The following is a 22,458-nucleotide window of genomic DNA, read 5'->3' on the forward strand; positions in this document are numbered from 1 at the left end:
CCTTAATCAATCCATTACAGCTAACACAGCTTTCGGCAATAACTTATCTTTAAACCAAACGATTCTCGCGGGGACATCATTTAATTTTACTCCCGCCTTTTCTAAATTAAGTCGCTCGGAAATTGCCAAAATCAAGTCGTCACGTCCAGCCCGCCGCACCTGAGAAAACTTCTTTTGTAAATATTCAGGCCGCCAATAACCGACAATTTCTAATAAGAAGGTGCGTCCATCAGGATGCACTAAGCGAAAATCAGGAATCATCACACTACCAGGAATCGGTATCAAATCAACTTCTCGCTCTAACGCCCAACCACTTTTCAACGCATCCCACTTATCAGCAAAGGATGCTTCTAGCATACTATCGTAGGGCTTCCCTGGTGGATAGTGAGATACCAAACCACATTCGGAATTGAGGGTGAAACGTCCAGTTTTCCAAGTATTTGTATAGGCGTCGCGGCTTTGGAGAATGGAAGAAAGACTCCATCTAGTAACGTGAAGTAAAGCAGGAATAAGTTTAGCGATCGCCAACCCATACCGTGTACTAGGATTAAACAAACTCGTCGGCCCGTCAATGGTAATTGTAAACCCGTGGTCAGCATCGCCCTCAATATAAGCCATCAATTGAAACAACTTCAGATAGCGAAACAACAGCTTATATTCTCCCGGAACATTGCGATGAGCATTTAACACCAGTTGACTGGCCTTATAAAATACACCCTGCACTTGAGATAAGTTATATCGATTTAACAAATCTGGCGCTGTTGGAGCATCAAAAACAGTCAAAATTTTATTCTCAGATAAATCAGCATATAGTCCATTCCGAACCTGTTCTAATAAAACTTCCCGTTCAAGTTCTTGAGTTAACTCATCAGCAATTTTACTTAAACTAACTTGTGTCGATTCCCGACTAGAAACAGATTTTGCAGCCAGAGAAAACACCCGTTCTCTTAACATTTGTGGTTCCAGAGGACTAATCACCTCAAAAGTGCAAAAACTGCTTTTGAGAATATAAGCTAATCCCCGCTTCACACGATAATCTGTAGAATCTCCTTCAAAATCAGTCAGTTGTCGCTCAAGCACACCTTGAGTTTTCCCCACCGCTGATTGAAAATAATTAATTAACTCAATCGCCAACTCCGAAGTTTTCTGATCAATCTTCAGTCTCTTCGGAATGATCTCCTCCCCGTTTTGGCGATGCATCAGTAAGTCTGTCGGTAACATCTGCTGAATTTTGGATTTTAGATTTTGGATTTTGGATTGAATAATTAATTTCTAACTGTTCCGCCGCCTTCAAACTCCTTTCCTTCCCACTCCCATACACAACCTGTAACTTCCCTTTCTTCTCCTCCTCCTCTCTGAGTCCTCCGCGCCTCTGCGGTTCGTCTCTCCTCTCCCCTCTTCGCCGCGCCGAAGTCCCCTCCTCACTCGTATCCTCCGCCACCACCTCATATAAAATCGCCTGCTTATTCTCAATATTCCCCTTCCGTAAAATCCTACCCAAGCGCTGAGTATACTCCCTAGCCGAACCCGTCCCCGATAAAATAATTGCCACCGAAGCCGCCGGCACATCAACACCTTCATTCAACACATGAGAAGCAACCAAAGTATTATATTTACCCTCTCGAAACTTTGTTAATATCTCATGCCGTTCCTTCACAGGAGTTTGATGAGTAATTGCCGGAATTAGCAACTCTTGAGAAATGCGGTAAACCGTCGCATTATCCGCAGTGAAAATCAAAATTCTTGCCGGATAATGTTCTGCCAATAAATTAACTAAAATTCGCAACTTACCATCAGTACCCAAAGCGATATCTTTCGCTTCCCGGTGCGCTAACATAGCTCTGCGTCCAGATTGCGATCTAGCACTCATTTGCACGAACATTTGCCAACCTTGAAGACTCCCCAAAGAAATCTTGGATTGCTTCAAAAAGTCGTTGCGGGTTTGAATTAGTTGATTGTATCTTTCCCGCTCAAGTTGTGATAACTTTACCTTAATTTGGACAATTTCATGTTCTGCTAACGCCTTCCCCGCCAAATCCTCAGCGCGTTTGCGATATACTTCTTGGCCAATGAGGATATTTAAGTCAGCGTGTTTACCATCGGTGCGTTCCGGTGTAGCGGAGAGTCCCAGGCGATAAGGTGCGATCGCATATTCAGCAATCACCCGATTAAAATCTGTGGGTAAATGATGACATTCATCAAAAACAATCAACGCATATTGATTCCCCAACGTTTCGGCGTGAATTGCTGCACTATCATAAGTTGCAACTAGGATAGCTGTTCTATCCCGCGAACCACCTCCCAGCAATCCCACCTCAGCATCGGGGAAAGCCGCTACCAAGTGTGCATACCATTGATGCATTAAATCCAAAGTTGGCACCACAATCAGCGTTGTGCGTGGCGTTGACTGCATCGCCATTTGTGCTAAATAAGTCTTTCCCGCCGCCGTGGGAAGTACAACAACCCCTTGTCTACCCGCCAGTTTCCAAGCCGCTAGCGCCTCAGTCTGGTGGGGATAGGGTTCCATTTCCAGACTGGGAACCAAATCTACAGGATAGAATTCCTTCGCCTCATCGATAAAATTAACATCTTCCGCTTGTAGTGCTTCCACTAGCGATCGATATCTAATTGCTGGAATGCGGAATTTTTCAACTCTATCATCCCATGTGGCATAGTCCATCCAACCTTTGCCGCGTGGTGGTGGATGCAAAATTAATGTGCCACGATCAAAATTTAATGTAGGGGTACGAGCCATGATTATTGAGCATTGGGGATTGGGCATTGGGGATTGGGCATTGGTAATTATTTCCATTAGCTATGCCCCATTCTCTAGTCCATTGATTACTAATAACGTAAAAAGTGCATGATTCATCCAAGTAACTCAGACAAAACCCAACTAGATGCGCTCATCAGTCATGGAATGTCTGATCGACAAACAAACAATAGGCTCGCCGAATCCTACAAAGAACAGCGACAGGGCTTCCTGCTGAAACGGCTGCAATTACAGGCTCAGATTATGCTGATTGCTGGCTTAACTTTGATCGCTTTTTTTCTTTGGGCAAATTCACATCTAGAAGGCAAGATATACGCTTTTAAAATTGGTGTTGTAGTAGAATTATTCACTCTTATTTGTTGGGGTTTATGTAAAACTCCTATCGGTCGCCGCTATCCTGACTTAATTTTTTTGAGTTTATGCTGGTCTGTAACTTGTGCTGTCCAAATTGATATAGCTTTGCTGTTTAATAGTCTGGAACCTAGAAGTAATATTTGGACTCTGATGTTTCTCACTCAGGCTACAATCATTCCAGTCCAATGGTGGATGCATTTAATATCTCAACTTGGAACAATAATTTGCTATTTAACCTTATATATTTTATATAATCCCATATTTAAAAATCCATCAGCTTTTTATGCTGAACAAGGATTATACTTCTTTTGGACTTGCATAATTTGTGTATTTTCGGTCTATTTATACGAACGCTTGCGAAAAAAAGAATTTTACGCACGTAAGGCAATGGAACTAGCGCAGCAAAAATCAGAAATGCTGCTACTAAATATTCTGCCAGAGATGATAGTAGAACAATTAAAACAACAGTATACAACTATTGCCGATAGCTTTCTGGAAGTTACGGTGCTATTTGCCGATATTGTTGGCTTTACAGAGCTTTCAACTCGTACATCTCCTGCGAAATTAGTCGAGTTATTAAATACAATATTCTGTTTGTTCGACCAATTGGCAGAACGTCATGGAGTAGAGAAAATCAAGACGATTGGCGATGCATATATGGCTGTTGCGGGGTTGCCAAATCAGTCTAATAACCATGCTCCAGCAATAGCTAACATGGCCTTGGATATGCAAAATGCTATAGCTACCTTTAACGAAGAAAATAACCAATCCTTTCGCATCCGTATTGGCATTAGTACAGGGCCAGTAGTAGCAGGGGTGATTGGACTGAAAAAGTTTGCTTACGACCTTTGGGGAGATACAGTCAATACAGCTAGTAGAATGGAATCACATGGGATAGCAGGTAGTATTCAGGTTTGTGAAACAAGTTATCAGCTTTTAAAGGATAAGTACTTATTAGAAAAACGAGGTTTAATTCAGATTAAAGGTAAAGGTGAAATGATGACTTATATTCTAAAGAAAATTAATTTGAAAACTTAATAAATCTATAGTGTTTGATGGAGACTCAAAAGCTACTTTTTTTAGAGGATGTCTGAGAAGTATCAAATATTTGTTGATCCCCCCTAACCCACGCCAGTCGCTCCACTTGGGGAGACCCCTTCTCTACGAGACGCTCCGCGTTGGCGTAGCCTCTCGTAGAGAAGGCGCTAGCCTCTCCCTTTGGGAGAAGACCGCGCTGGCTCCCCTTAAAAAAGGGGAAATAAGAGTCTCAAAGTCCCCCTTAAAAAGGGGGACTTAGGGGGATTTCCAAGGGTTAGGTGTATACAAAAAAACTTTTCAGACATCCTCTTAGAGCCAGTGTTTTCGCTTTTTGTTGCGAGTATAGACTATACCTACTCGATATTGTAGAAATTAGTAGAATTGGCTACCTCATAATCCCCTTGAAGGGTTGAAAATTCATGATTGCTCAAAATAATCGCAATCGCAACATCCCTCGTACTTTGTGATTTTTTTAGTCTCTGTTCCAAATAAATCTGCCAATAAACTTCCACATCACTTTCGAGAATTGGCTTCTCAATTGCTGTAACAACGCCATTCTGCTTTGGATGAATCGAGGAAGCACTGTACTTCCACTCATTCCTATCCTTGAGAATGATATCAGGGGAATCACCAATCTGTAATTGGAGATGTAACTCGTTTAGACGTACCCCCTGATAGATGTCAAACATTCTCGATACAAGCCCTTCAGGGGTGCGTGCAGCTACTTCGATCAGAATCGGTTCTTCGCTACCTTCTTCTAAGAAGAAATCAATATTAAGTACACCATTTTTCGGATAACCGTGTTCTAAACTTTGTAACGTATCACTTGAAAATTGCCAAAGTTTATGAAATTCTGGATCTTCTTCTCTAACAACAATATTGCCGATTTGATGACCATAAATGAACTCATCATTAGGTCGATAGTGCTTGCAAGCAGCAAAATAACAAGGTTGACCATTTTTAATGACAACACTTGTATTGTATAGTTGACCTTTAATGAATTCATTTAATTCAAATTCTTCATCTGAATCTACATTGCTGTCACACCAGGTTTTCAAATCATCAACAGTATGAATTCTTCTAGTTTTTTCACTGCCTGATCCGATAACTGGTTTGATAAAGATGTGATTACCTAGTTCTTCTAGAACAAACTTTAAGTATGAAACTGGTTCTTTACGGTATTGGTCTTGAGCAAAAATCAGATACTTTGGCACCCGAATTAGGGAATTTTCGAGGGTAGATTTGAGGTAACTCTTATCAGTAAACTGGCGGATCATCGTTGGGCGATCGCCTACTAGATTTAGAGCTTCACGCAACTGTGCAGCTAACAGCACCGAATACTGATCATTGGTGACAATCCGACAGTTGTTATCCAAAAGTTTATAATCAATCTTAATCTGTTGATAGGTTTGGAGCAGATTTTCCAAATTATAAGGTTCTACAATCCGCACAAGATCCAAGTGTTGATACTGGGAGGGTATAACCTCACTGAGTCCTTCCCTACTACAGAGTAAAACCAGATTTCTATTATCTGATCGGATATGCCTAAAATCAGTTTTGCTGGCAAGCATATCATGCAGCACAAAGATAGTCTGCTTATTGCTATCTATCTTACTACTGTTCAAGGCAAATCCAGTTGCCTCCTCACGGAGCATTTCTTGTACCAACTGGACAATTTCTTGTGAACATCCCCATGACAGAGTTACTCCTGACCCTCCATGTCCATAATTATAAAATACGTGTGTGTTTAAAACCCTTTCCACACAAACATTTTCCTCTGTTAATGGTCGTAAACCAGTCCTAACAGGTTCTTTCTCATCTAGTGGGAGTTCTCTTAATTCCTGTAGAAACTCCAAACAGCCATCATACATCTGTCGGATAATTGGAACCTCAAGAGATAGGTCTGTATCCCATTGATCTTGCTGCGTTAATCCTCCCAAGACCACTAAATCATCCCCTCTAGGAACTATGTAAACGATATCTTGTTCATTTGCAGAAGATTCTTCGTGGGAAATACAATGAGCGTCTGTCACAACTTTCCCCAGATTTTTAACCCTGACAAGTGCGCCCCTCAAGGGATACATGGAAGTATCCCCTGTAGTTGCTATCGAACCTAGTCCAGCACAGTTAACAATTGCCCTTGCATTAAAACGACGAAGTAGTTCCTGTTCATTTTGAACTACATTGACAGTGATTTTTTCCTGGATGATCTCACATCCAATATCCTTTACCTGTTGAAGTAACCACTTCATGTAGACATCGGTATTTGTCGTCGGAGCCATGTGTTTATAAGCATCTTTTATACCTCCTTTAAAACTCAAATCAATCGTTTCTTTGACAATCTGTAAGCCTCTTTCAAATTCATCAACCTTATCCTTCAACTCATTCATTTTGCGAAGTTCAGTAGGTCGATTTTCCAAAACATCCTTGAAATAGAAATACGCATCCTTTAAATAAAGTCCTGTTTCTTCTGAACCAAACTCTGCGTGTATTTTCTTGAATTTATTATAGGTAGTCATACACCACTCTTTAGAGCGTTCCAGGGATCTGGGAGCACCATGACTACCACAGACTGCCGGTGGCCATTCCCACAATGCACCTGCCACAATAGAGGTTAAATCTGGGGCAAAACGATCTGCAACAATCACAACTCTAAAACCTACCTCTCTCAGACATATAGCGGTTGTTAGACCACTTACTCCCGCCCCAATTACTAAAATATTCACATCATTGTCCGGCAATAGGTTACTCATTAAAGATTCTCTCTATTTTTTTGCAGTACAAAACAAATGCATTAGCTGGCCCATTAATGATATTAAATCGGGTGCTTTGGGGGTTGGTGTAGGGTTAATAACTTCTTAGTATTTGGCATTTGTTACGAATATTACTTAGAGGATATTTCAAAAATATCGTCATTAACATAAAAATATGAGATATAACCTTAGTAGTCTATTTAACTCATAGCTAATGGGGTTTTAAAGTTTCTATTTTGGGATTAAATAGCTTTTAATTATACTTATTTTGCTTTTAAAACCCCTATTAGAAATAATAATGATTACCTTTGTATATATTGTTAGGTTAGGGAAGGAAAGAATGACGAATAAGACAGTTAAGACACTTAAAAAATTTCCGTACCTCTAAAAATTAGCTGAATAAATAAGGGTTTCAGCCAATGTTTTTGAGGCTGGAGAGCGCGAGTAGTCGCGCTCACAGGAAAGTCCACCAAAAACCGAGGTAAATGAGCAAGAATCAACTGATTTCGGCAGATTGCATTTCCCAGTTCAAATGAAGGACTGTTAATAATTAAAAATTCACGCATTCAAAATTCCAGACATTTTCCCCACTCCTCCACCTCTGTCAAGACTAGAATTAGAATTGACGTGACGTTCTCTAATAGCCAAAGTGTCAGAATCTCTGCCGTTGCGCGATCGCTATCTTGCCTTAATCGATGAAATTGTCGAAACCACCCTCAAGGGCAAAATTAGCTCTGTTGATATGGTGTATCAAATGCTGCTTAAAGGAATCACTTCCGGTACAGGGGAAGTCTTTGAGTTGGCTTTGAGCGATCGCCTGAATGCTCTCCAAAGCCAAGTAGATAGTGAAAAAGACGAATTCAAGAAAGCCAAGGCGACTCGGAGTTTAAGAGCCATTAAGACCATTCAAAGTCAATGGCAACGCTGGCAAGAGCAAAACAAAGCCACAGAAGCGATCGCCTCCGCAGTTACAGAAATTACCACATCTGCGGCAGACGAGCGTCTGGCGGCATTTATCCGGGTTACTGACCCCAATCAGAAGTATCCGCTAAATTTGCAACAGCTACAGCAATTATCAAAAGCATTACAGCAATTTGCTCAGGCAGATGCTGATTTAGAACAATTTTCCGAAGGTATTACCCGTGGTTTAGCTTCTTGGCAGCGATTGCAAGATAACTTGCTCAGTTGGATGTACGAGCAAAAAGAATCTTTGGGATTTGGCGGCGTACCCGGAGAACGTGGCCCTTGGGCAAGTTGGGCCAAACAACTCAATAGTGAGTTACCCCAAGCACTGCTTCGCACCTTGGCTATGGAAGAATCGGCAATTGAGTTTGCCCAGCGACAACGCGGAATCACCCTCAGAGATTGGGTGGAAATGGCATTGATTTTACAGTACTTGCAACGGGGACTAATTAACTGGTTTGACCAACAAGCTTACGATGTTAAAGCCGGGCCAAAATTGTCCATTTCCACTTTTTTGACCTTTGCAGTCATTTGGAGTCAGTTAGCAAGTGGTTTTGGCAGCATTGGGACAGTGTACGGCGATGCCTGTTCTCAAATTATGCTCCAGATTTTGCGAACCTTTGCCCAGCGTCCGTATTTTCCCTTTTACGGTGGGATTTTTGCCTCTTTTACTGGTACTTATTTACGAGATGCCCTCGATTATTTAGATGAACCGCTGCGACTAGGTGAGGGAACCCAGGAAAAGGCGCGAATTTTGACACTTTTAGGTTATTCTCAACGTGCTTTGGGAGAATATCAGCGCTCACTTGATTTTCATCAGCAGGCGCTGGAGATCGCCAGGAATGCAGGCGATCGCCCCTGTGAAATTGCCAATCTCAATCACCTCAGCCGTACCTACGTGCAACAGCAAAATTATGCTGAGGCAATCAACTACAGTCAACGAGCATTAATACTAAGTCGGCAAGCAGGCGATCGCACAGGAGAAGCAAACGCGCTGGTAAATTTAGGTTACAGCGAAGTCATGCAAGCTCAGGAACTAGAAAACCTAGAACCCGAAACTTATGAAGCCGCAATTAATTATTTGGAACAAGGTTTAAAATTATCAGAAAAATTAGGCGATATTCAAAGTAAAGCCTTATGTGTCAGCAGCTTAGGAATTGCCTATTTAGTAATTGGACAACACCAAACGGCAATTAAATATCTAGAAGATGGCTTTAAAACAGCGCAAGTTTCCGGTGATTTGTATCTCCAAGGGCGGAACTTAGCTTATTTGGCAGAAGCTTATTATCATCTACAAAATTCGGAAAAAACTGTTTACACCGGCTGCTTGGGAATGTATCTTTTGGAGCAAATTGCTTCTAGTGAGTGGCATCAACCGGCAGGGTTACTGACAATTTTACAAGGACAAATCGGCGTAGAAGCTTTCCAAAAGTTCTTACAGCAACATCGCCCTAAAATCATTGCAGTTATTGGTGTGGATGGGTACGATCACATTCCGCAATTGCTAGAAGAATATAAACAAGATATGTAAAAAAGTAATTTGATTCAGATTTAACTGCTCCCAAGTATCGTAGCTTTCCTCTTTAGCGACTTCAAGAGCAAAACTAGTGAATTCAACCCCCCTTTTTAAGGGGGGTTGAAGGATTTTCCGGGGCAAAATATCACTAACACCAAGCGTATTTTCGTATATTCAGGAAGTTTGCTTCTTCTCTGTTTGGTAAGCCTGCAATAGATATTCACCATTGAAATGAATCAAATGAGTTGCATCTTCAGCAACCCAAACATCCGTTTCCCAAGCAATCTCTGCCAGATATCCCACCATTGCCTTACGGCTGAGAAATGTAGTTACCATCACCAGAGGTATTTGGACATCTTTGAATAAGACTTCAAGTTCATTCTTCCGTTTAGCATTAATTGGGCCATGTGAGGTTACAGCTTCAATCAGCACCAACCAGTTATTTGTTGTGAAGTGAATAATCACATCTGGCATTTTGCCGTGGGAATCGATGTTAACGCCCAAATCTGTCAATGCTGCTTCATTGAAGTGGGCGAACTTTTCATCTGTATCGCCAACATAGATGAGCTTTCCACTAGGAGTAAAACGAGGGGCAAAATCATTAATAATTTTTTCAATCAGAATATTCTGACCACCTGGTGATAAAGTTTTAATTTCTCCGTGAATTACTATAGAAATACGGGACATTTCGCGCTCTTGAGCATATTGCTTTTTCAGAGTTTCAGCTGAAGCAAGATAGGTGCGGATGCTCTTTTCCCATTCTTCAGTACCGTAGGTTCTTAATAGTTCTAGGGCACTGATTTCAATTTGATATACAGTTTTAGGACTGTTGATAGGGCGGCTTAAATTATCTGGATTAGCAACTATTAAAGCTGCATCCAGAAATTGATGCACTGTCTGGCGGCGAACTGTTTCCCGTGTGTTGGGCTTATAGGTTTTGCCATAATGTTGAGCCATAAAGTCCATCATTGGCGTAATTCCCATTAAAGGGGAACTTGCTAATTGCCAAGAGTCTGTCGGTTTTAAGTCAAGCAACGCCAAGAGAGTTAAAGCTGACCGTTGGTTAAGCTGTGCCCGTGGAAAGCCCAATTGTGTCAATATTTGCAGCGCTTTATCAATTCGGGATTTAGTTGCAATTGGATTATTCTCTGACTGATTCGACATACTCAATAGCTTATTTTCTATAAGTTCATCAATTTCCCGTAAAGAAGGAAACTGCTCTTTAATCCCCGTTCCTAAAGACAATAGCTGTGACAAATTAGGGTACTTTAATTTTCGCAAATCTGTTGCATTGACCTGAGTATGCCCATTGAACAACCGAAAAAAAGCATCAACTAAAGTTGAATTAAGATAAACAGCAAGCCCACGAGCCAAGGTAAGGCTAAGTCCACGCCTATCTTTGTGAAAGTAATTCAAGTGATTTTCAAAGCCGACATAGCCATAATTAAATTGGTTGGCATCATAAACCACCGCAACAACACGCCTTTTCTCTTCTTTCGATGAGAATCTTTTGCATAGGACATAATGCTCATTTGGTATCAGAATATTCGCTGTTTCTTCTATATGAACTATCGCTTGAGGCTTTTTGGTGATTTTGGGATACTCTACATATCCATTCGAGAAATTTACCGGATAAATTAAAGGAACAGTATTATTTTTTGGATTTGTCCTTAAGTACTCTTTTGCTCGGAAATCTACTACCCGCCCGGTTGAAACTGTTAGCCCTAAATCTTTCAAGCTACAGGTAAAAAGTGTCATTCGTTGAACGATTTGCTGGCTAATACTATCTGGAATAATATGAATAAACTGCTCTAAATCATTAGGGTTAACTAACTCTGAATATGCTACAGAGTGTGACATTATAAAGTCATCATTAGCACCCCAACTGCTATTTATGCTGACGCTGCTAAACTTTTGCTTTTGTTTTGTAGCTTTGATAATGATAGTTTCTTGCAAAACATCATCATCACTAAATGCTTCTTGCCGCGACTCAAAAAGATGTACTTGCTCTAAAGCCATCATCTCTAAAAACATCTTGCGAAAGTCACGAAAATATGGACCATTGCAAAAACTACGCGGGGTAATCGCTACAAACTCCCCACTTGGTTTTAGAAGTTGTGCTGTAGCAGCCATAAAACCAGTATAAAGATTGCTAGTTTTCAAACCGATGGAACGCAGCAATTCGCGCACTTTGGAATAAGCATTGATTTTCAAATAAGGCGGGTTGAGAATAGCATGAGTAAATTCTGTTGCGTTTGCACTATTCATTAAACCAAGCTTTTGCAGCCTAACTGCATCTTCAATAAAATCAGTCTCACGAATTTCGTAATTGAAGGAAATACCTACACGCTGACATTCCCTCTCACATAGCTCTAAAGTTTGATGCAAATATCGAATTAAAAAAGGGTCAATTTCATAAGCTACAACGCGCAAACTTGACGTGGATTTTTGATGCTGGCATACTTGTACCACAAAAGCGGCTAGTAATGAACCGATTCCTGCTCCAGCATCAAGCAAGGATATTTCAGGCAAATCTAGCCGATTAAACATCCCAGCCATCAATTGGGCTACTGAGGCGGGAGTGAGAAACTGGCCTATCGACGCTTTTTTGTCTTGCCTTAGCCTTAAACTTACTACAACCCGATGAAGATCCACTTCTGCAAGCAAGTTTCCACTTGATAGTTTTGCGAGGCTGGTAAATCCTAAACTACTGTTATGATTTGCTACTAATGCTCTACTGCTTGATGGGACGATCACGGTCTGTTTTTTTAATTGCTATCAAATCTACAACAACTTTACGGCATCCTTAGCCTGAAGCTGACTACGTTTGCGATCGCGTTGTGCAAAACTTTAGTACAGTTTTGCGTAAAAGGGTAGCGTTTTTAATCAGGACTTATACTAATTCTCCATCAAGATGCACTTAATCTGAATTAAACGAACCGCAAAGTACGCAAAGGGCACAAAGGAAGAAATGAGTTATCTAAAAATTGCTAGAACAAGTTACTCAATACTCAAAGAAGTCCTGCTGACTCATATAATCGTTTCAGCATTGCTGAAATCTTTGCACCATAATCCAAATCTGCTGACCACCGCCCTGATAGCTGATCAATTAATGGCGCAATCCCACGTGTGACAAAGCGAAACCTTGGATCTACTACTTCCTGTACCAAAGGTTCTAAACTGGCGTAAGCTTTCAAATGTTGGATGTGCGCCCTCACTCCAATTCTGGCACTTGCAAAAGATGCAGCTTCCGAACCACCACCGATCGCACCTAAGCCGGCAAAGTTATTTTGCTCAGGTTTAATATCGCCACCAAACCGTAAAAATCCAGTTTCTACACACATTTGGCAAAAGGAAATATCATAGTTAACTCCCTCTATACCTGCTTCTTCCCGATAAAGTTTGGGGATGTCAGGAAACTTTAGCAAAGCGTTTTCATTATTGTTTCTCAGAAATAATTGTAACTGGACTTCGGAAGTATTACCGTTTGACATCACCCGCGAAAATTGACCAGAGCAAACCATCAAATTTGAGCGCAAGCTGACAGTACGAGTTACAGCATCCCAATTGACTGCAACATTAAAATCTCGCAGTTCGATCGCTTTGACATAAACTACTTTGTGATAGGTAATCCGATTGACATTAGCTGCTTTTGAAAGGTCAATCCGGAGAATGTCTACTAAATCAATGGGGATGTAAGCATTGCCATTAACTAAAACTCCTTGCTCTGAGTAATTTTGCCCATTAATATTGATATTAATTGCCGGATAATTTGCTTCGACCGGAGTTCCAGGAGTGGGGTCAATTATACGACTCCAAGTTACTAGTCCATCGACAATTCCCAAAGCAAAATCGCGGCGACGAGTTTGCAGCAAAGCCCGATCCTCTGGATTGCTGAGAAACCCCACTTGCATCACCAAAGCTGGAAGCGTTGTCTGGCGACAGAATACTAAACGACCCAATCCACTATCGGTATCTGGCTTGACTCCCCGATTCGGTAATTGGGGTACGCGGCGCAACAACCCCACTAGCAACTGTTCAGCATTACTCTTGCGATCGCTATTATTAACAATATAGAAGACGCTAGCCCCACGCACAGACGGGCTGTTAGCCGCATCAGATTCAATTTCTAGGGCAATATCACCCCGACGGCCGCGGGAATTGATCCAGGTGATAGTTTGGGCGGCACTCAAGTCATCAGGAACCGCCAAAATTTCCAAATTCCGCGCCCTCAGTTCCGTGACAATCAAATCCCGCAGCAAAATCATTTCTTTGGCTTCAGTTGTACCACCTGCGATCGCACCTGGATCGATTCCTCTGGCTTCTTTGCCTCCATGAGCCGCTGATATAAAAATACGTCCCATTTTCAGTATTTCCTCTGATAAAATTAAGTGTAAACAATTCTATATATCATTCTTGGTCTAGCAACAAGAATATAATAGCCATCAGAAGCCCTTTGTCATTTGTCCTTTGTCCTTTTTTTAAAGTTCATGACCAATGACCAATGACCAATGACTAATGACTAATGACTAATGACTAATGACTAATGACTAAATATGCAAATCCCTCGCTTGCACCCAGACACAATTGAGGAAGTTAAACTACGGGCTGATATTGTAGATGTCGTCTCGGAATACGTAGTTTTACGCAAACGAGGAAAGGATTTTGTTGGTTTGTGCCCTTTCCATGATGAGAAATCTCCTAGCTTCACCGTCAGCCAAACCAAGCAAATGTACTATTGTTTCGGCTGTCAAGCTGGGGGAAATGCCATTAAGTTTGTCATGGAGTTGGGAAAGCGTTCTTTTGCTGATGTGGTGCTGGATTTGGCACGGCGTTACCAAGTACCTGTGCAAACTCTCGAACCCGAACAACGTCAAGAATTACAGCGTCAGCTATCTTTGCGTGAGCAGTTATATGAAGTTCTGGCAACGTCCGCCCAGTTTTATCAACACGCCCTCAGACAATCCCAAGGGCAAAAAGCACTTCAATATTTGCAATCTAACCGCCAACTCAAAGAAGAAACTATACAGCAATTTGGTTTAGGTTATGCTCCCGCAGGTTGGGAAACCCTCCATCGCTATCTAGTGGAAGATAAACATTTGCCCGCACAAATACTAGAAAAAGCGGGATTGATTAAGCCACGCTCTTCCGGGGGCGGTTATTATGATGTATTTCGTGATCGCTTGATGATTCCCATCCGTGATGTCCAAGGGCGCGTCATTGCTTTTGGTGGTAGGACTTTGACTGATGTAGACGCCCAGAGGGCGGCTTCCCCGGAAGGGGTACAACCTAAATATCTGAATTCACCAGAAACCGAACTTTTTAGTAAAGGCAGAACATTATTTGCCCTCGATCAAGCCAAAGGTGGGATTTCCCAACTCGATCAAGCGGTGGTGGTAGAGGGATATTTTGATGCGATCGCTCTCCACGCTGCTGGAATTAACAACGCCGTCGCCTCACTCGGTACAGCCTTAAGCTTAGAACAAGTGCGGCTAATATTACGCTACACCGAATCGAAACAATTAGTACTCAACTTTGATGCTGATAAAGCTGGAACCAATGCTGCCGAAAGAGCGATCGGTGAAATTGCCGAATTAGCATACAAAGGCGAAGTTCAGCTAAAAATTCTCAATTTACCCGATGGTAAAGATGCTGATGAATACTTGCACAGCCATACACCAGAAAATTATCGAGAACTGTTAGCAAATGCGCCACTTTGGCTAGACTGGCAGATTCAGCAAATTATTCAAGACCGCGACTTAAAACAGGCTACTGATTTTCAGCAAGTAACTCAGCAATTAGTCAAATTACTTAAAAATATAGCTAACAGCGATACACGGAATTATTACGTTTCCTACTGTGCAGAAATACTCAGCTTAGGAGATACCAGACTTATACCCCTACGAGTCGAAAATCTGTTAACTCAAATTGCTCCGGCTGCGGCTACATACACTAAGCCTGTGTCAGCGAAGAAGGCATGGGGAGGTGGCAAATCCCACTCCCCACTCCCTACAGAACGCAGCCTTCTAGAACACGCAGAGGCGTTATTACTAAGGATTTACTTGCATTGTCCTGAACAGCGTCAAGCGATTATTGCCGAACTAGAGGAGCGAGATTTGCAATTTAGCCTTTCCCACCACCGATTTTTATGGCAACAGATTTTAGAAATTTCATCCGGTGATCAAGAGATGAAAAATTTTGCGTCTCTACCAAATTTAATTTCCCGCTTGCAAGACCAGTTCTTAGAATTTGGCAGTGAGATGGCGTTAATTTCCCATTTGTTTCATGTGGATGAAAAAAACCAGAAAGAAATACTTCGGACTCCGCAAGTGGTTCAAGCTGCGATCGCTTGCATGGATTTGGTGATGCTTGAAAAACGCTATCGCCACTTTTTGGAATTATGGCAACAAACCGACCCAGAAGCTGAACCAGAGCGCTATCAATCTTATTATCAAGCTTTCTACGCTGAAAAAATCAAGCTTCAAAAAATAGACCGACAACGGCTATTTTCCATCACCGAGTTGTTGTAGCCTCGGACTCACAAAAATAGCAGGGGACGTGTGAAAACCACTTGAGGTAAAAACCTCGCTCCTAGTGAGCGACCTAATTCAACCCTTTGCCCTTTGCTCACGTTGCTGATTTTAAGACTAACGATATCGCACGCTATAACGGCAAGACAGGAGAATTTATTGATTTTTTTGTTACTAGTAATAGCGGTGGTCTTTCTGCGCCTGCGAAACAAACTTTTGGTTATGATGGGAACCTGTATGTGAGTAGCATATTAACTAATAATGTCTTGCGCTATAACGGTAAAACAGGAGCATTTATCGATGCATTCGTTCCCGCAGGTAGTGGGGGTTTGAGACAACCAAGATTTTTGTATTTCACTAAAGATGCAATTGCAATTCCCGAATCTAGAACTGGGTTAGCTTTATTAGCATTTGGAGCTACCTTAAGTCTAGGTAAAGTAATCGGTCGTTTTCAAAAACGACATAATTAATAATTAGCATTGACTTTATGGTATTAAAAATTATTAATTACAGTGCTTAGTCTCTTAATTGGAGTTTAGCTCAACTTTATCCATTTTTTTTGTAACGTGATACTCCTGCGGAGTCGTTGCATAATCGCTAACGCTGAAATCTTTGTGGGACTGTCGTTTTACTTTTTCGATTTCACCGAGAATGAGTGACGTGGAAAAAGTATTTGCGAAAAAGCCAGGGTTTTTGGCGGATAAAGAAACCGAGTTCTTAATTTTGGATAAAGTCGAGCTAAGAAAAGAGAGGTTTAGAAGTGAGATTTTCCAGTTGAACAGCTAACCAAGATCAGCGATCGCGTTTAGCAGAACGGCGTGATGCGGACGAACGGGCACCAGGCTGATCGCCATTGGTGGCAGGTGGTGCTGCCTGACGTTTAGCTGATGTCTGTGGTAACGGTTTAGGAGTACGAGCCGGACGCTTATCACTTCCAGGCTTGGCTCTGTGTTGGCGTCCATTTGGGATTGGTTCTGGCTTAATATCGGGGTTGGGCCCAAAGCCAGCGACCACTTCCTTCGGCAAGCGCTGCTCGATCAGTTTTTCGATATCTGTCAATAGAGGGTATTCATCGACGCACACCAGCGATACGGCTTCACCTGACGCGCCAGCACGACCAGTGCGACCAATGCGATGAACATAATCCTCCGGTACATTGGGCAAATCGAAGTTGACTACATGCGGCAGTTCGCTGATGTCAAGACCTCTAGCAGCAATGTCCGTCGCCACCAGTACCTGTAAGCTGCCATTCTTGAACTTTGCCAGAGCATTGGTACGCACCGGCTGGCTCTTGTTACCGTGGATTGCCAGTGCTTGAATCCGCTCTTCACCCAACTGCTTAACCAAACGATCAGCACCATACTTAGTGCGAGTGAACACTAGCACTTGATACCAATTATCTCGCCGAATCAGGTGAGCAAGTAATTGGCGTTTCTTGTCACGGTCTACTTGGTAAACTTTCTGGGCGATCGTGTCGGCGGTAACATTGCGGCGTGCTACCTCAATCATCGTTGGGTGATTGAGCAACCCGGCAGCGAGTGTCTTAATTTTGTCTGAGAAAGTAGCGAAGAATAGCAAATTCTGTCGCTGTTTAGGCAGAAGTGAGAGGATGCGGCGGATATCATGAATAAAGCCCATGTCCAGCATCCGATCTGCTTCATCCAGCACCAAAACCTCAATATGCGATAGGTTGACTGTGCCCTGCTGTACGTGGTCTAGCAGTCGCCCTGGAGTAGCGACCAAGATATCCACTCGCCCCTTCAAACGCTGTTTTTGCAGATTAATACCAACTCCGCCGAACATCACCATCGAGTTTAGCTGCAAGTACTTACCGTACTCGCGCACGCTTTCTTCCACCTGTGCGGCGAGTTCGCGAGTTGGGGTGAGAATCAGTGCCCGGATCGGCGGGTATCCTTTAGACGTACCTTTGACGCTCTTGTCAGACGACAACCGATGCAGGAGCGGCAGGGTAAAACTAGCGGTTTTTCCAGTACCAGTTTGTGCCCCAGCTAGCAAATCGCTACCCGACAATACGGCAGGGATCGCCTGTATTTGAATTGGCGTGGGTTCGGTGTACCCTCGTTCGGTAACCGCACGGATAATTTCATTGGACAAGCCGAGAGTAGAAAAAGACATAAAACTCCAAAAATAACATCGGCCTGTCGCCAATGGCGGCGTCAGTCTTAGGCGGACGGATAAAAAATCATTGAAAGGCTGGATGGGCAGTAGCGCAAAGACTGAGAGCGAGTGCCGCAATTATGTATTCTAACAGATTGCAGTCGATTGTGTCGTTAAAGGTCGTCTGATTCAGTGTTGTGTTAAATTGGCATTACTTGCAAAGCAAAGCAAAGCAAAGCAAAGTGTTGAACAATTGGGAGAAATTCATTATCGCAATCCAAAAGCAACTGATTAATTCGCAAATCAAGTCACCTCACGTGTTCTTGATTGACCATGAGAATAACAATCGTGGTCTGATCGACACCAATGAGGCGCTACAGCTAGCCGAAAGCTTAGAGCTTGACTTAGTTGTAGTCTCCGAAGGCAAAGACGCTCCAATTGCCAAGATTCTTAACTATGGCAAGCTTCAGTATCAAAAGAAGAAACGTCAGAGCCAGAGTGCTAGACCCACGGTAAAGGAAGTTCGGTTTGGTCTAAACGTGGGTGTGGCTGATTACAATTTACGCATCGAACAAGCAGGTGAATGGTTAAGTAAAGGCGATTCAGTCAAGTTTGCCATTCGTTTACGAGGCCGAGAACATCAATATCGTGACAAAGCGGGAGAACTGCTAGACCGAATTGCAAATGATCTCAGTCAAGTAGGTAAAGTTCAGTCGCTGGATAAACGCTCACTAATTGTTCAAGTCATTCCTGCCTAGTTAATCTTGCGATCGCTGGAGGATGTATTTATGCCAGCTTTTGACAACTCCCACGGCGATGAAAACATGGCTATTGCTCGTTTTCACTTAAAGCCGTGGGATTCTCGACTCAACGGTAAGGAACGAAAAAAGCCGCAGGCAACACTGTAGCTTCTATGGAAAAAACGGTCAACTGTTACTTAAGGTGAATTTCACCTTCCCACCGAACAAGCACCGGGACATAGCCAATCAATCAGCGCATTTAGTGATTAGGTGTGTCAAGGCATCAATCAGGCGATCGCTTTCCATTGGTACAATGTCCTTTCCATGCATTACATTTTGAGTAATATGAAAATGCACCAATGTTCCTAAGAGGATTCTTGCTGTTGCCTCTGGGTCAGGTATCTTTAGTTCCGGAGCCGCCAAGTAGTGAGTGAGAGTTTCCGCTACTGGCTTAATCATCGCCCGAATACAAATTTGAGCTAACTCAGGAAAACGCCCAGATTCCCCGATTAGTACTCGCATAAATGCACTATGTTCTTTGTCGTTAAGCATCTGCTCTAATGCTTTGGTTGCTACCTGGTGCAGTATAACGCCTGGTTCTCCCTCAATCGGTTCTGTGCCAAAAATGGAGCTATTCTTTTTGCTTGTCAGTTGCTCTAACAGTACTTTAAAAAGTCCTTCTTTATCTTGAAAGTGGCTGTAGACTGTCGCTTTAGAAACACCTGCTGCTACTGCTACCCGATCCATACTTGTACCAGCATAGCCATTTTGGAGGAACTCTTGCATTGCCCCTTGCAAAATTTGCTCCACTTTATCAACGGAATTATCTCGATCCACTTCGTCAGCTTTGATGCGTACCATTTATTAATCATCCTTTATTATAAACAATATTAATAGATGCTGCAAAATGCCCTCAGTACAAAATGGCGAAAATAAATATACCCTTCGCTAAAGCCCAAATGCCTCTATTATCAGCTTTCCCCTCTTCTATTTACTTTCTTTTAGTAGACAATCAATCGCAATAGGGAATAGCATTTTGCTGGATAATGCCGAGTAAATTGATTGGCAAGTTTAGTTGTATCCTATTGACTAAACTAGTCCGTTTAGTTTAGCATACATTGAACTGGACAGTTTAGTACAAGTTGCTACTGGTGGTAAGGGGGAATAGTATGGAGCAAAACAGGAATTCAGAGGGTTTGAGGTCTTCTCAGAATCTTTTGCGATCGCCTCTTCTACTTACAATCATTACATCTCTAGCAATAGGCGGAATCAGTGTTTATACAGTGATGAAGTTTCAGGCTACAGCTAATGAAAAACAAAAAGCACCAGTAGCAGTTGTGCCTGTGGTAAAAACAGTAACAGCATTAGGGCGGTTGGAACCAAAGGGAGAGGTAATAAAACTGTCAGCGCCTTCTGCAATTGGTGAAGGAAATCGGGTAGAGCAACTATTGGTCAAAGAAGGCGATCGCGTCAAAACTGGGCAGGTAATTGCAATTATGGACAACCGCGATCGCCTACAAGCTACTTTGGCTGAAGCCCAAAAACAAGTTCAAGTTACCAAATCCCGCCTTAACCAGGTAAAAGCTGGAGCCAAACGAGGAGAAATTAGAGCGCGTCAAGCTACGGTGAATCGTGTACAAGTAGAACTAGAAGGAAACATTAAAACTCAGCAAGCCACAATTAATCGTCTAGAAGCAGAACTGCAAGGGCAACAACGCAGCTTGCAAGCAACAGTGGCTCGCGTAGCAGCCGAGAAAGGTAATGCCCAAGCTGACGTGCAGCGCTACGAGACTTTATACAAAGCAGGAGCAATTTCTAGCCAAGAAGTTGATAAAAGACGCCTAAGCGCCGAAACTTCCACTCAAGAGTTAATTGAAAGCCAAGCCACCCAGACAAGAACTGTAGCCACCCTACAACAGCAGCTTAACGAAGCAAAAGCCAACCAGGATCAAACCCTCGCCAGCTTGCAACAGCAGATTAACGAAGCAAAAGCTAACCTGAATCAAACTGCTGAAGTCCGTCCCACAGATATAGCAAATGCACAGGCAGAGATAGAGAGTGCTCAAGCCACCGTGGATAAAATTAGAGCAGAACTGGCGCAGGCATACGTTGTGGCTCCTAAAGCCGGTCGAATTTTGGAGATTAATACCCGAGCTGGAGAAACTGTTGGCAATGAAGGAATTGTGGCTCTAGGTCAAACCGACCAGATGTATGCAGTAGTAGAAGTCTACCAAAGTGATATCAAAAGAGTGCGTCCAGGACAGGGGGTGCGGGTAAGCAGTGATTCCCTACGCAATGAATTAGAGGGAAGAGTAGATTGGATTGGTATGGAGGTAAAGCGACAAAATCTGATCAATGCTGACCCCTCTAGTAATATTGATGCCAGAGTAGTGGAAGTGCATGTGCAACTGAATAAACTATCTAGCCAAAACGCTTCTAGCTTTACTAATTTGCAAGTCAAGGCGGTGATTGAACTGTGATTGGATTTATCCAGCAACTGCGGCGGCGAACGCCTTTAGGATGGCTGCAACTGAGTCATGAAAAAGGCCGTCTTTTGGTGGCATTGTCAGGCATTGCCTTTGCCGATGTTTTGATGTTCATGCAGCTAGGGTTTCAGAATGCCCTGTTTGAAAGTAACACAATGCTGCATCGCAGTATGCAGGCTGATATGTTTGTCATCAGCCCCCAAGCACGTAACCTGGCATATATGTCTAGCTTTACGCGGCGGCGGCTGTATCAAGCAATGGATGTACCAGGTGTCAAATCGGCAGAAGGAATGTATGTCAACATTGTTGATTGGAAAAATCCCCAAACACATCAGAAGACGACAATATTAGTTATGGGGTTCAATCCTGATCAGCAAGTGTTGAACTTAGCGGATGTGAATCGCCAGATAGATGCTATTAAGCTACCAGATACCGTTCTGTTTGATCGCGCCTCTAGAGGAGATTACAACGAAGCGCTGGCCAAAATTGACCAAGGTAAAACTGTCACAACCGAAATAGAACGGCGGACAATTACCATTAGCGGCTTATTTTCAGTCGGGGCTTCCTTCATAGCCGATGGTACTTTGATCACCAGCGACCAGAACTTTCTGCGACTATTTCCCAAACGAGAAGCTAGCGGTGTCAGTCTCGGTTTGGTGCAGTTGCAACCAGGCTATGACCCAAAACAGATGAAAGCAACTTTAGAATCTCATTTAGATAATGATGTTAAAGTTTTAACTAAAGCAGAATTTCTCGAATTTGAAATAAATTACTGGAAAACAAATACGGCTATCGGGTTTATCTTCAGCCTGGGTGTAGCAATGGGGTTTCTGGTGGGCGTGATTATCGTCTATCAAGTTCTTTCTACAGATGTGAATTCCCATATCAAAGAATACGCCACTTTTAAAGCAATGGGATATAACAATCTCTACTTATTAGGTGTGGTGTTTGAAGAGGCGATAATTTTGGCAGTTTTAGGGTTTATCCCAGGAGCGATCGCACCTTTAGGACTTTATCATTTAACTCGTAATGCCACCAATTTGCCAGTTTACATGACCGTAGCACGGGCCTTGACGGTATTAACACTGACGATGATTATGTGTATAATTTCTGGTGCGATCGCCACCCGGAAATTACAGTCCGCCGATCCCGCAGATATGTTTTAAATTTGTCATTTGTCATTGATC

16 protein-coding genes are annotated in these 22,458 nt (G+C 42.6%); 8 read left to right on the forward strand and 8 right to left on the reverse strand.

What is annotated here, in order from left to right; all coding sequences use genetic code 11:
- Nucleotides 1–6: 6 nt before the first annotated feature.
- Together V7K85_RS22795 and V7K85_RS22800 are read right to left on the reverse strand one after the other, a co-directional pair.
- The gene (locus tag V7K85_RS22795) at nucleotides 7–1,221 is read right to left on the reverse strand and encodes a DUF790 family protein (protein WP_334816806.1); all 1,215 of its coding nucleotides are present in this window, start codon (nucleotides 1,219–1,221) and stop codon (nucleotides 7–9) included.
- Entirely contained in the window at nucleotides 1,151–2,755 is a 1,605-nt protein-coding gene (locus tag V7K85_RS22800; protein ID WP_334816866.1) for a DEAD/DEAH box helicase, read from the reverse strand. The genes V7K85_RS22795 and V7K85_RS22800 overlap by 71 nt, the downstream gene beginning before the upstream one ends.
- A gap of 108 nt (nucleotides 2,756–2,863) precedes the next feature.
- On the opposite strand from V7K85_RS22800, the gene V7K85_RS22805 reads away from it, so the two are divergent.
- On the forward strand, nucleotides 2,864–4,165 hold the full coding sequence (locus V7K85_RS22805) for an adenylate/guanylate cyclase domain-containing protein (protein WP_334816808.1): 1,302 nt from the start codon (nucleotides 2,864–2,866) through the stop codon (nucleotides 4,163–4,165).
- Nucleotides 4,166–4,518: 353 nt separating this feature from the next.
- Here V7K85_RS22805 and V7K85_RS22810 read toward each other — a convergent pair whose 3' ends face one another.
- Together V7K85_RS22810 and V7K85_RS22815 are read right to left on the reverse strand one after the other, a co-directional pair.
- Nucleotides 4,519–6,918, reverse strand: a complete 2,400-nt coding sequence (locus V7K85_RS22810; protein WP_334816810.1) for an FAD-dependent oxidoreductase — start codon at nucleotides 6,916–6,918, stop codon at nucleotides 4,519–4,521.
- A 365-nt stretch (nucleotides 6,919–7,283) separates the two neighbouring features.
- Nucleotides 7,284–7,484, reverse strand: a complete 201-nt coding sequence (locus tag V7K85_RS22815) for a hypothetical protein (protein WP_334816812.1) — start codon at nucleotides 7,482–7,484, stop codon at nucleotides 7,284–7,286.
- Between the two features lie 83 nt (nucleotides 7,485–7,567).
- Between V7K85_RS22815 and V7K85_RS22820 the strand changes: the two genes are divergently transcribed.
- Nucleotides 7,568–9,412 carry a tetratricopeptide repeat protein gene (locus tag V7K85_RS22820; protein WP_334816814.1) on the forward strand — a complete coding sequence of 615 codons (1,845 nt, stop codon included), beginning with the start codon at nucleotides 7,568–7,570 and terminating at the stop codon, nucleotides 9,410–9,412.
- A 159-nt stretch (nucleotides 9,413–9,571) separates the two neighbouring features.
- Here V7K85_RS22820 and V7K85_RS22825 read toward each other — a convergent pair whose 3' ends face one another.
- Both V7K85_RS22825 and tftA read right to left on the reverse strand, forming a co-directional pair.
- Complete coding sequence (locus V7K85_RS22825; RefSeq protein WP_334816816.1) at nucleotides 9,572–12,154, reverse strand: BsuBI/PstI family type II restriction endonuclease; 2,583 nt, start codon at nucleotides 12,152–12,154, stop codon at nucleotides 9,572–9,574.
- Between the two features lie 254 nt (nucleotides 12,155–12,408).
- Nucleotides 12,409–13,761 (reverse strand): hormogonium tapered terminus morphoprotein TftA, encoded by a 1,353-nt coding sequence (gene tftA / locus V7K85_RS22830; protein WP_334816818.1) that lies wholly within the window; start codon nucleotides 13,759–13,761, stop codon nucleotides 12,409–12,411.
- 192 nt (nucleotides 13,762–13,953) lie between these two features.
- Between tftA and dnaG the strand changes: the two genes are divergently transcribed.
- Both dnaG and V7K85_RS22840 read left to right on the forward strand, forming a co-directional pair.
- On the forward strand, nucleotides 13,954–15,927 hold the full coding sequence (gene dnaG / locus V7K85_RS22835) for a DNA primase (protein WP_334816820.1): 1,974 nt from the start codon (nucleotides 13,954–13,956) through the stop codon (nucleotides 15,925–15,927).
- Nucleotides 15,928–16,013: 86 nt separating this feature from the next.
- Nucleotides 16,014–16,397: a hypothetical protein gene (locus V7K85_RS22840; protein ID WP_334816822.1), complete on the forward strand. Its 384-nt coding sequence runs from the start codon at nucleotides 16,014–16,016 to the stop codon at nucleotides 16,395–16,397.
- 322 nt (nucleotides 16,398–16,719) lie between these two features.
- On the opposite strand, the gene V7K85_RS22845 is transcribed toward V7K85_RS22840, so the two are convergent.
- On the reverse strand, nucleotides 16,720–18,063 hold the full coding sequence (locus V7K85_RS22845) for a DEAD/DEAH box helicase (RefSeq protein WP_334816824.1): 1,344 nt from the start codon (nucleotides 18,061–18,063) through the stop codon (nucleotides 16,720–16,722).
- 224 nt (nucleotides 18,064–18,287) lie between these two features.
- Between V7K85_RS22845 and infC the strand changes: the two genes are divergently transcribed.
- Together infC and V7K85_RS22855 are read left to right on the forward strand one after the other, a co-directional pair.
- Nucleotides 18,288–18,803, forward strand: coding sequence for a translation initiation factor IF-3 (infC, locus tag V7K85_RS22850; RefSeq protein ID WP_334816826.1), 516 nt, complete (start codon nucleotides 18,288–18,290; stop codon nucleotides 18,801–18,803).
- Nucleotides 18,804–18,809: 6 nt separating this feature from the next.
- Nucleotides 18,810–18,953 (forward strand): hypothetical protein, encoded by a 144-nt coding sequence (locus V7K85_RS22855; RefSeq protein ID WP_334816828.1) that lies wholly within the window; start codon nucleotides 18,810–18,812, stop codon nucleotides 18,951–18,953.
- Between the two features lie 78 nt (nucleotides 18,954–19,031).
- On the opposite strand, the gene V7K85_RS22860 is transcribed toward V7K85_RS22855, so the two are convergent.
- The gene (locus V7K85_RS22860; RefSeq protein WP_334816830.1) at nucleotides 19,032–19,646 is read right to left on the reverse strand and encodes a TetR/AcrR family transcriptional regulator; all 615 of its coding nucleotides are present in this window, start codon (nucleotides 19,644–19,646) and stop codon (nucleotides 19,032–19,034) included.
- A gap of 308 nt (nucleotides 19,647–19,954) precedes the next feature.
- On the opposite strand from V7K85_RS22860, the gene V7K85_RS22865 reads away from it, so the two are divergent.
- Nucleotides 19,955–21,265: an HlyD family efflux transporter periplasmic adaptor subunit gene (locus V7K85_RS22865; protein ID WP_334816832.1), complete on the forward strand. Its 1,311-nt coding sequence runs from the start codon at nucleotides 19,955–19,957 to the stop codon at nucleotides 21,263–21,265.
- Nucleotides 21,262–22,437: an ABC transporter permease DevC gene (devC, locus tag V7K85_RS22870; RefSeq protein WP_334816834.1), complete on the forward strand. Its 1,176-nt coding sequence runs from the start codon at nucleotides 21,262–21,264 to the stop codon at nucleotides 22,435–22,437. Before V7K85_RS22865 ends, devC begins: the two co-directional genes overlap by 4 nt.
- Nucleotides 22,438–22,458 lie beyond the last annotated feature (21 nt).

This window comes from Nostoc sp., from assembly GCF_036917615.1.
GTDB lineage: Bacteria > Cyanobacteriota > Cyanobacteriia > Cyanobacteriales > Nostocaceae > Nostoc.